The organism is Nioella sp. MMSF_3534 (assembly GCF_030732985.1).
GTDB lineage: Bacteria > Pseudomonadota > Alphaproteobacteria > Rhodobacterales > Rhodobacteraceae > Nioella.
Genome location: NZ_JASHJX010000080.1, coordinates 1 through 9,605, shown reverse-complemented (window position 1 = coordinate 9,605; position 9,605 = coordinate 1). Strand labels below are relative to the sequence as shown.

Annotated in this window: 9 protein-coding genes and 1 tRNA gene; 7 read left to right on the top strand and 3 right to left on the bottom strand. The window is 66.3% G+C overall.

Annotation, left to right across the window (positions count from 1 at the left end; genetic code table 11):
• Positions 1-144 precede the first annotated feature (144 nt).
• Positions 145-2,331 (bottom strand): excinuclease ABC subunit UvrB, encoded by a 2,187-nt coding sequence (gene uvrB, locus RBB16_RS20015; RefSeq protein ID WP_306047798.1) that lies wholly within the window; start codon positions 2,329-2,331, stop codon positions 145-147.
• Positions 2,332-2,750: 419 nt separating this feature from the next.
• On the opposite strand from uvrB, the gene RBB16_RS20010 reads away from it, so the two are divergent.
• The 3 genes from RBB16_RS20010 to RBB16_RS20000 all read left to right on the top strand — a co-directional run bounded on the left by RBB16_RS20010 (position 2,751) and on the right by RBB16_RS20000 (position 3,668).
• Positions 2,751-3,062 (top strand): ETC complex I subunit, encoded by a 312-nt coding sequence (locus RBB16_RS20010; RefSeq protein ID WP_071691033.1) that lies wholly within the window; start codon positions 2,751-2,753, stop codon positions 3,060-3,062.
• A gap of 4 nt (positions 3,063-3,066) precedes the next feature.
• Complete coding sequence (locus RBB16_RS20005) at positions 3,067-3,540, top strand: GNAT family N-acetyltransferase (RefSeq protein WP_306047797.1); 474 nt, start codon at positions 3,067-3,069, stop codon at positions 3,538-3,540.
• A gap of 51 nt (positions 3,541-3,591) precedes the next feature.
• Positions 3,592-3,668, top strand: a tRNA-Arg gene (locus RBB16_RS20000).
• Between the two features lie 94 nt (positions 3,669-3,762).
• Here RBB16_RS20000 and RBB16_RS19995 read toward each other — a convergent pair.
• Positions 3,763-4,986 carry a mandelate racemase/muconate lactonizing enzyme family protein gene (locus tag RBB16_RS19995; protein WP_306047796.1) on the bottom strand — a complete coding sequence of 408 codons (1,224 nt, stop codon included), beginning with the start codon at positions 4,984-4,986 and terminating at the stop codon, positions 3,763-3,765.
• A gap of 70 nt (positions 4,987-5,056) precedes the next feature.
• Between RBB16_RS19995 and RBB16_RS19990 the strand changes: the two genes are divergently transcribed.
• The gene (locus RBB16_RS19990) at positions 5,057-5,479 is read left to right on the top strand and encodes a GNAT family N-acetyltransferase (RefSeq protein ID WP_306047795.1); all 423 of its coding nucleotides are present in this window, start codon (positions 5,057-5,059) and stop codon (positions 5,477-5,479) included.
• A 7-nt stretch (positions 5,480-5,486) separates the two neighbouring features.
• On the opposite strand, the gene RBB16_RS19985 is transcribed toward RBB16_RS19990, so the two are convergent.
• Positions 5,487-6,578: a Zn-dependent alcohol dehydrogenase gene (locus RBB16_RS19985; protein ID WP_306047794.1), complete on the bottom strand. Its 1,092-nt coding sequence runs from the start codon at positions 6,576-6,578 to the stop codon at positions 5,487-5,489.
• A gap of 411 nt (positions 6,579-6,989) precedes the next feature.
• Here RBB16_RS19985 and pcaD point away from each other — a divergent pair, with 411 nt between their 5' ends.
• The 3 genes from pcaD to RBB16_RS19970 all read left to right on the top strand — a co-directional run.
• Complete coding sequence (gene pcaD, locus RBB16_RS19980; RefSeq protein ID WP_306047793.1) at positions 6,990-7,787, top strand: 3-oxoadipate enol-lactonase; 798 nt, start codon at positions 6,990-6,992, stop codon at positions 7,785-7,787.
• Positions 7,784-9,112 carry a lyase family protein gene (locus RBB16_RS19975; protein ID WP_306047792.1) on the top strand — a complete coding sequence of 443 codons (1,329 nt, stop codon included), beginning with the start codon at positions 7,784-7,786 and terminating at the stop codon, positions 9,110-9,112. Before pcaD ends, RBB16_RS19975 begins: the two co-directional genes overlap by 4 nt.
• Positions 9,105-9,605: MFS transporter (locus tag RBB16_RS19970; RefSeq protein ID WP_306047791.1), on the top strand; the 501-nt coding region annotated here is incomplete at its 3' end. The genes RBB16_RS19975 and RBB16_RS19970, both read left to right, overlap by 8 nt.

Below are 9,605 nucleotides of genomic sequence, written 5' to 3'. Positions count from 1 at the left end.
GGGACATCGGGGCCGGGCGGGGCGATCCGGAATGGGTGGGTGTGGAGATCGAGGGCGATTTCGGAGAACGATGCCCGTAGGGTGGGCAGTTTGCCCACCGTTTTTGACACGCTATAGGCGGAGTGGTGGGCAGACCTGCCCACCCTACGCTTGCGACCCCCTCCTCCTCTTCCCGCCCCTCTGACCGGGCCTCCCTGCCGTTGACCGGCCCGAGGCCTTCGCGGCCCCCTCCACAGCCGCGTCCACCGCTGCCTGACGCGCCAAAGGGTCGTCCGAGACCACCAGGTCGACCGTTTCCAGCCGTTTGACCTCATCCCGCAGGCGGGCGGCTTCCTCGAATTCCAGGTTCTCGGCGGCCTTGCGCATCTGCTCTCGCAGGCCCTCCAGATGCGCCTCAAGGTTGGCGCCGTGCAGGGGCTTGTCCACCTTGGCGGTGACGCGGGCCATGTCGACATCGCCCTCATAGAGACCGGCCAGAATATCCTCGACATTCTTCTTCACCGTCTCGGGCGTGATCCCGTGGGCCTCGTTATAGGCCATCTGCTTCTCGCGGCGGCGGTTGGTTTCGCCAATGGCGCGTTCCATGCTGCCGGTCATCCGGTCGGCATACATGATCACGCGCCCCTCGGCGTTCCGCGCGGCGCGCCCGATGGTCTGCACCAGCGAGGTTTCGGAGCGCAGGAAGCCCTCCTTATCCGCGTCCAGAATGGCCACCAGCCCGCATTCCGGGATGTCGAGCCCCTCGCGCAGCAGGTTGATGCCGACCAGCACATCGAAGGCCCCGAGCCGCAGGTCGCGCAGGATCTCGATCCGTTCGATCGTGTCGATATCGGAATGCATGTAGCGCACCTTGATGCCCTGTTCGTGCAGGTATTCGGTCAGATCCTCGGCCATGCGTTTCGTCAGCGTGGTCACAAGCGTGCGGAAGCCCGCCGCCGTCACCTTGCGGATCTCGTCCATCACGTCATCGACCTGCGTGGTGACGGGGCGGATCTCGACCTCTGGATCCAGAAGGCCGGTGGGGCGGATCACCTGCTCGGTGAAGACGCCGCCGGTCTGTTCCAGCTCCCACGCGGCGGGGGTGGCGGAGACGAAGACGGATTGCGGCCGCATCGCGTCCCATTCCTCGAACTTGAGCGGGCGGTTATCCATGCAGGAGGGCAGGCGGAAGCCATGTTCGGCCAGCGTGAACTTGCGCCGGTAGTCGCCCCGGTACATGCCACCGATCTGGGGCACGGAGACGTGGGATTCATCGGCGAAGACGATGGCGTTGTCGGGGATGTATTCGAAGAGCGTGGGGGGCGGTTCGCCGGGGGCGCGGCCCGTCAGGTAGCGCGAGTAGTTCTCGATCCCGTTGCAGACGCCGGTCGCCTCCAGCATCTCCAGATCGAACCGCGTGCGCTGTTCCAGCCGTTGCGCCTCCAGCAGTTTGCCCTCGTCCTCTAGCTGTTTCAGCCGCAGGGTCAGCTCCGCCTTGATGCCCTTGATCGCCTGTTTCATCGTCGGCGTGGGCGTCACGTAGTGGCTGTTGGCGTAGACGCGGACCTTCTCCAGAACGTCCGTCTTGGCCCCGGTCAGCGTGTCGAACTCGGTGATCGATTCCAGCTCCTCCCCGAAGAAGGACAGCCGCCAGCCGCGATCTTCAAGGTGAGAGGGCCAGATTTCCAGACTGTCGCCCCGCACGCGGAAGGTGCCGCGATGAAACGCCTGATCGTTGCGCTTGTATTGCTGCGCGATGAGGTCGGCCATGACGGCGCGCTGGTCGTATTCCTTGCCGACCTCGATATCCTGCGTCATGGCCGTGTAGGTCTCGGGGCTGCCGATGCCGTAGATGCAGGAGACAGAGGCCACGATGATCACGTCATCGCGCTCCAGCAAGGACCGGGTGGCGGAATGGCGCATCCGGTCGATCTGTTCGTTGATCTGGCTTTCTTTTTCAATATAGGTGTCCGAGCGCGGCACGTAGGCCTCGGGCTGGTAATAGTCGTAGTAGCTGACGAAATATTCCACCGCGTTGTCGGGGAAGAAGCCCTTGAACTCCCCGTAAAGCTGCGCGGCGAGCGTCTTGTTGGGAGCAAGGATGATCGCCGGGCGCTGCGTTTCCTCGATGATCTTGGCCATGGTGAAGGTCTTGCCGCTGCCGGTGACGCCAAGCAGCACCTGATCGCGTTCACCACCCATCACGCCCTCGGCCAGTTCCGCGATGGCCGTGGGCTGATCGCCTGCGGGCTGAAAGGTGGTGTGCATGGCGAAGCGCTTGCCGCCCTCCAGCTTGGGACGGGGGGCGGCGGCCTCTGCGATGTCACGGCGGTCGGTGGTCGAATAGGGCATGCATTTATCCTTGAGTTGCCCCTTAGAATGATCTCTTTTTGTTCGCCTGCAAGGGGGCGTCGGGGAATTTCGCCGGGCGTTTCCGGTGGCGGTGTCATAGCTGACATCTCGTGACAGCATTCTGTCAGCAGGGTGCATTGCGCGAAAGAAAATCACGCGGGCGCGTACTGCGCTGAATTTTAAACGATTTCGTAAGAAATCTGCGGGAGTATTTTCTTGCTGCCCGATGCCTCCCCACCCTAAGGTCGCATGGCAAGCAGCAAAACGGTTGCCGGTCGGCCTCGCACCACCCACCCCACACTCGCTCCACGAGCCCGGCCGGCAGCCTGCTTCTCCCCCTCCCGCGACCAGATTGACCGTTGCATCCGGCACCGTGTTTCATGATAAGACAGCCCCGTGACCTGCCAAGGAGTGGCCCGATGCGCGCACGAATCTATCAGCCGGCCCGGAACGCGATGCAGTCCGGCCTTGGGAAGACCAAGACCTGGGTGCTGGAATTTGCACCGGCTGAACGGCGCGAGGTCGATCCGCTGATGGGCTGGACCGGATCGGGCGACATGAACAGCCAGGTCAAGCTGCGCTTCGACAGTCTTGAGGCCGCGCAGGCCTATGCGCGGGAGCACGGGATCGAGGCCGTCGTCCTGCAGCCGCAGAAGCGCAAGGCCAATATCCGCAAGGGCGGCTATGGTGAAAACTTCGCCACCAACCGCCGTCAGGTCTGGACCCACTGACAGGATGACCTGCCAAGGCCGCCTGACCGTGACGCTGGAAGACACCAGTCACGCGGATGTGGTCGAACTGTTGCAGATTCACGAGGCACTGATGCGGACCCAGACCCCGCATGCCAGTTGTCATGTAAAATCGGTCGATGACCTGACCGGCGCAGGCACGCGGCTCTTTTCCCTGCGTTACAATGACCGGCTTCTGGCCATCGGGGCTTTGGTGGGCATCGGTCCGGGACATGAAGAACTGAAATCCATGCATGTGCGCGACATCGCCCGGGGACGCGGTGCAGGTCAGACCTTGCTGGAGGGCATGCTGTCCGACGCCCGGTCGCGCGGGGTGGCCCGGATCAGCCTTGAAACCGGGTCGGGCACAGATCACGCAGCCGCCCGGTCGCTTTACACCCGCGCAGGATTCATTCCCTGCGGCCCCTATGCAGGTTACGCGGACGATCCCCTGTCCACCTTCATGACCCGCGAGATTTGACACAGCTTGTCCCTTGCGTTCGCCCTCCGGGTCGCGCATCTAGAGCACAGCGGTCCCGTAGCTCAACTGGATAGAGCAGCTGACTTCTAATCAGCAGGTTCGGGGTTCGAGTCCTCGCGGGATCGCCATTTTCTTCGTTCTTTCAGCGGGCCGGGATCATGCGCGGCCACATTGCCGCGAATTCCGGAAACCGGATATCGCGTGGCGGACAGGCGGTGTGCCTCAGTCCGGCGAGCCCCCCGCGAAGGCGTTGCCGTTCTGCCAGTCGCAGGCTGCGTCCTGCATTTCCAGGTGCAGACCGGTGCGGTCGCAGGGATGGGCGCGGGCGAGGTCCTCGTTGAAATTGATCCCCAGCCCCGGCCCCTCCGGCGCGTGGACAAAGCCGTTCTCCACCCGGATCGTGCCGCCGATGAGGTCGCGGTGGAAGTCGGTCTCGATGGTCTCGACCAGCAGCAGGTTCGGGCAGGTGGTGCCCAGATGGATATTCGCCGCCCATTCCACGGGGCCAGCATAGAGGTGGGGGGCGATCTGCGCGCCGAAGGTTTCGGCCAGCGTGGCGATCTTCTTGCCCTCCCAGATGCCCCCGGCCCGGCCAAGCGCCGGTTGCAGGATCGTGGCCGCGCCCGCGCGCAGGACGTCGGCAAACTCGGCCTTGGTGGTCAGCCGCTCGCCGGTGGCGACCGGGATGCGCACCGCGCGGGCGACCTCGGCCATGGCGGCGTGGTTGTCGGGCGGCGTGGGTTCCTCGAACCACAGGGGACTGTAGGGCTCCAGCGCCTGCCCCAGCCGGATCGCGCCGCCGGGGGTGAACTGGCCGTGCGTGCCGAAGAGCAGGTCGGCCCGGTCGCCAACGGCCTCTCGGATCGCCTTGCAGAAGGCCACCGACCGCGTGATGTCGGACATGGCGGGCATGTGGCCGCCGCGCATGGTGTAGGGGCCTGCCGGGTCGAACTTGACCGCCGTGTAGCCGCGCGCGATGCAATCGGCTGCCGCCTCGCCCGCCATGTCCGGTGAAATCCAGAATTCCGTCGGGTGGTGATGGGCGAGCGGATAAAGGTAGGTATAGGCCCGCAGCCGCTCGTTCATCCTGCCGCCGATCAGGGCCCATACGGGCCGGTTCCGCGCCTTGCCGAGGATGTCCCAACAGGCGATTTCCAACCCCGCATAGGCGCCCATGACGGTGAGGTCGGGCCGCTGCGTGAAGCCCGAGGAATAGGTGCGGCGGAAGATCCGTTCGATATTCTCGGGGCTTTCCCCTTCGAAATAGCGCTGAAACACGTCCGCGATCACCGCGCGCATCGCCTCTGGCCCCACCGAGGAGGCGTAGCACTCGCCATAGCCCACAATCCCGCAGGAGGTCGTCAGCTTGGGCACGATCCAGTAGCGCCCGCCCATGCCGGGATTGGGCGGCGCGATGACGAAGATTTCCAGATCGGCCAGTTTCATGCGGCTGCTCCCTCGGCTGTGCTTGTGCCACCCTGCCCCGCCCGGCACGGTTGGGCAAGGAGGCTCTGGAATGGATGCTATCGAGATTCGCCGCCTCGGCTTGGAAGATGCCGACCTCGTCCTGTCTGTCCGCGACGGGGTGTTCGACGGGCCGGTTCGCCCCGAGCAGTTGCGACACAAGCTGCGGGCATCGGGACAGCTGCTGATCGGGGCGCTTGCCGATGGGGCGCTTGTCGGGATGGCCTCTGGTGCGGTTGTCCTGATGCCGGACAAGGCTCCAAGCCTCTACCTCGACGAAATCGGCGTACACGAAGACTGGCGGCGGCGCGGGATCGGGCTTGCGCTTGGGCGCTCTGTGCTGACGGAAGCCCGCGCCATGGGCTGCGAAACGATCTGGCTGGCGACCGAGGATGACAACGCCCCGGCCCGCGCGCTCTACGCCCGCCTTGGGGGGCGGGCGCAGTCGGGTGTTGTGGTCTACTCCTGGGACTGACGGGGCGTTACGCCTCGCCGAGCAGGATCACGTTGCGTCTTGCGTGGCCGGTCTTGGTGTCGGCGATGGCCTCATTGATCTGGTCGAGCGTCCAGCGGTTCGAAATCAGCTCGTCCAGTTTCAGACGGCCCTGCTTGTACATGTCCACCATCCATGGAATGTCGCGCGGCAGCACCGCGTCGCCCATCTTGGAGCCCTTCATCCCCTGCCCCACGGCGGCGATGATCACCGGTTCATATTCCGCCATTGCGCCACTGTGGGGCATGCCCACGGCATACATGGTGCCGCCTCGGGCCAGCAGGCGCAGGGATTGCTCATAGGCCGGGATCGCGCCGACGGTGACGAAGACCGCGTCGGCCATCTTGCCGCCGGTGATCCTGGCCACGGCCTTCCAGGGTTCGGACTGGGTGGCGAGAATGCCGTCCGTCGCGCCGAACCCCTTGGCATCGTTGAGTTTATCCTCGGACATGTCCATCGCGATGATGCGCGCGGCCCCGGCGATGCGTGCGCCCTGAATGGCGTTGAGCCCGACACCGCCCGCGCCGATCACCACCACGTTCTGGCCGGGACGCACCTTTGCGGTGTTCACCACCGCGCCGATGCCGGTGATCACGCCGCAGGCCAGCAGGCTGGCCACATCGGCGGGCATGTCGTCCGGCAGGGGGGCAAGCTGGCTTTGATGGACCACGGCGGCCTCGGCAAAGGCACCGCATTCCATGGCCTTGGTCACGGCGGTGCCGTCGGGCAGGCGAATGGCCGGATCAACGGGCGTGTTGCCATCGCAATAGACCGGCGCCCCGGAGGCGCAGGAGCCGCAGGTTCCACAGGATTTTATGAGCGTAACCAAGACCTTGTCGCCTGGCTTATACGCGGTGACGCCGGGGCCGACCGAGGTGATCCGGCCCGCCGCCTCATGGCCATACACCGCCGGCAGGTCGCCGCCCCATCCGCCGTCGATGAAGGAAATGTCGGAATGGCAGATGGCAACGGCATCGAGCCTGACCTCGACCTCGCCCTGCATCGGCGCCCGCAGCTCGATCTCCTCGATGCTCAGCGGCTCGCCGAAGGCGTGGCAGACGGCGGCTTTGACTTTTGTCATGTGGCGATTCCTCCCTCGCGCTTTGGGACGAGACTGCGGGGCATGGTGGCAGGGTTCAAGAGGCGAGAGCGGCAAATCGCGTGTTCCGTCGCGACATTTCCGGGGCCAAATCGGGGGGTGCCATGCGTACACCCCCCGTACACCCCCCGTACATCATGCGTGCAGGCGGAAAGCGGTTTCGCCGCCTGCGGCGTCGACCGGGGAGCGGCCCTCGTCAACCCCCGCTTTCGCGGGGGCCTCCTCGGGCCGCGTTGCCACGGAATATCGGGGCGGGTGGTCCTGAATGCCCGGCGGTCGCTTGGGTGGATGGGTCTGGATGCCTCCGGCGGAGGTATTTTGGCCAAGATGAAAGGGCGGGTTGCAGTTTGCGGGGCGGTGTCGGAGAAGGACGCCGAAAAGGGAGGCTGCAAGATGGCGCAGGTCGATATCGGGCATGTGACGCTGAATGTGGTTGAAGGGGGAGATCCGAACGGGGCACCGGTGGTCTTCGCGTCGGCGCTCGGGACGGATCTGTCGATCTGGGATGAGCTTTGCGCCCTGCTGCCCGGCTGTTATCGGCTGATCCGCTATGATCTGCGTGGGCATGGGGGCAGCGAAGTGCCCGCCGGGCCCTATTCCATGGGATCGCTGGTGCGCGATGCGGAAGCGCTGCTGGACGCTTTGGCGGTGCGCGATGCGGTCTTTGTCGGCCTTTCGGTCGGCGGGCTGATCGCGCAGGGGCTGGCGGTGAAGCGGATGGACCAGGTGCGGGCGCTGGTGCTGTCGGGGACCGCGCCCAAGATCGGCACCAAGGCAGGATGGCAGGACCGGATCGAGGCGGTGCAGACGGGCGGCTTGGCAGCGGTGTCTGACGACCTGATGGCGCGGTGGTTCTCGCGCCGGGTCCGCGCTTGTGGCGGCGATGCGCGGATCCGCGCCATGGTCGCGCGGCAGGACCCGGAGGGCTATGCGGGTGTCTGCGCGGCGATTGCGGGAACCGACTTCATCACCCCGACAAGCGGGCTGCGGCTGCCCATATTGGTGATCGCGGGGACAGAGGACCGGGCTACCCCGCCGGATCTGGTCCGGGACCTGGCGGACCTGGTCCCCGGATCGCGGTTCGAGCTGTTGCGCGGGGCCGGACATCTGCCTTGCGTGGACTCTGCCCCGCTTTTCGCCGAAAAGCTAACCGGGTTCCTTACCGCCATCGGACATGGAGAGACGGCATGAGCATCAGCCCCTTCGACAGCGCGCTTTACCGTGACCTGTTCACCGACCGGGAGGTGGCGACGCTGTTCACCGACACGGCCGAGATCCGGGCCATGCTGGTGGTGGAGGGCATGCTGGCAAAGGTGCAGGGCGCGCTTGGCGTGATCCCGGCAGACAGTGCCGCCTTCATCCACCGATCCTCGCTGGAGGTGCAGATCGATCCGGCGGGGTTGGCGGAGGCCACCGGGCAGAATGGCGTCTGCGTGCCCGCTCTGGTTGCGGCGTTCCGCAAGGAGATGGAGGCGCCGGAGCATGCACAATATGCCCATTGGGGGGCGACGTCGCAGGACATCATCGACACCGGATTGGCCCTGCGGTTGCGGCAGGCGCTGGCACTGATCGAGGCGCGGGGTGACCGGCTGGCGGTTGCGCTGGCGCGGCTGGCAGAGGCGCATGCCGACACGCCGATGGTGGCGCGCACCTATGGGCAGACCGCGAACCCCACCAGCTTCGGCGCGGTGGCGGCAGGCTGGGGCTGGCCCTGGCTGGCGCATAAGGACAGGCTGGCGGCGCTGAAGCCCCGGCTGCTGGTGGTCACGCTGTCGGGGGCAGCGGGAACCGGGGCGGCGCTTGGGCCGAAGGCGGCGGACACGCGGGCGGCCCTGGCAGAGGCGCTGAGGCTGGCCGATCCGGGGCGGTCGGTTCACGCGACGCGAGACCATGTGGCGGACCTGGCGGGCTGGCTGTCGCTGGTGGCGGGCAGCCTCGGCAAGATGGGCGAAGACCTGATGGCCATGGCCCAAAGCGATGTGGGCGAGGTCCGGTTTGCGGGGGCGGGCGAAAGCTCCACCATGCCGCAGAAGCAGAATCCGGTGGGGGCCTCGGTGCTGATTGCGCTGGCGCGCCATGTGCAGGCGCTGAACGGGGCCGTGCAGGGCGCGGCGCTGCACCGGCAGCAACGGGACGGGGCGGCGTGGTTCACCGAATGGCTGAGCCTACCCGCGATGGTGATGGGCGTGGCCAAGGGGCTGTCCATTGCCGCCGATCTGGCCGAAACGCTGGAGCCGCAGGCGGAGGTCATGGCGGCGCGTCTGAACGACCCGCTCGGCCTGATCCATGCGGAGGCGCTGTCCTTCGCGCTGGCCGCACACATGCCGCGACCGGAGGCGCAGGCCGTGGTAAAATCCGCCTGCAAGGAGGCCATAGCGACGGGCACACCGCTGCTGGACCTGCTGGAGGCCGCACATCCCGGCGCGCCGCTGGCCGGTGTCACCGATCCGCTGACCGCAATGGGGACCGCCCCCGACGAGGCGCGGGCCTTCGCGCAAGCGGTGGCCGGTGACTGACCGCCTTCCGCTCTATTTCATCCTGATCACCGTGGTGCTCGACGCCATGGGGATCGGGTTGATCATGCCGGTGATGCCGGACCTGATCCGCGAGGTGCAGGGCGTGGACCTGTCCGACGCGGCGGTCTGGGGCGGGATCCTGGCGGCGGTCTTTGCCGTCATGCAGTTCGTGTTTTCACCGATCCTTGGCAGCCTGTCCGACCGGTTCGGGCGGCGGCCGGTGCTGCTGATCTCGATGGGGGCGCTGGCGCTGGATTACGTGATCATGGCGCTGGCGGGCACCATCGGTTGGCTGCTGGTGGGGCGGGTGTTGGGCGGCATCACATCGGCCACACATGCCACCGCGAATGCCTATATGGCCGACATCACCAGACCCGATGAACGCGCGGCGCGGTTCGGCCTGCTATCTGCGGCCTTTGGGGTCGGCTTTGTGCTGGGGCCGATGTTGGGCGGGTTGCTGGCCGGGCTGGACACCCGCGCGCCCTTCTGGGTG

Coding starts and splice junctions, on each gene's coding strand:
- RBB16_RS19990 (WP_306047795.1), top strand. CDS start 5,057: ATGGATGCTATCGAGATTCGCCGCCTCGGCTTGGAAGATGCCGACCTC.
- RBB16_RS20005 (WP_306047797.1), top strand. CDS start 3,067: ATGACCTGCCAAGGCCGCCTGACCGTGACGCTGGAAGACACCAGTCAC.
- uvrB (WP_306047798.1), bottom strand. CDS start 2,331: ATGCCCTATTCGACCACCGACCGCCGTGACATCGCAGAGGCCGCCGCC.
- RBB16_RS19985 (WP_306047794.1), bottom strand. CDS start 6,578: ATGACAAAAGTCAAAGCCGCCGTCTGCCACGCCTTCGGCGAGCCGCTG.
- RBB16_RS19995 (WP_306047796.1), bottom strand. CDS start 4,986: ATGAAACTGGCCGATCTGGAAATCTTCGTCATCGCGCCGCCCAATCCC.
- RBB16_RS19975 (WP_306047792.1), top strand. CDS start 7,784: ATGAGCATCAGCCCCTTCGACAGCGCGCTTTACCGTGACCTGTTCACC.
- pcaD (WP_306047793.1), top strand. CDS start 6,990: ATGGCGCAGGTCGATATCGGGCATGTGACGCTGAATGTGGTTGAAGGG.
- RBB16_RS20010 (WP_071691033.1), top strand. CDS start 2,751: ATGCGCGCACGAATCTATCAGCCGGCCCGGAACGCGATGCAGTCCGGC.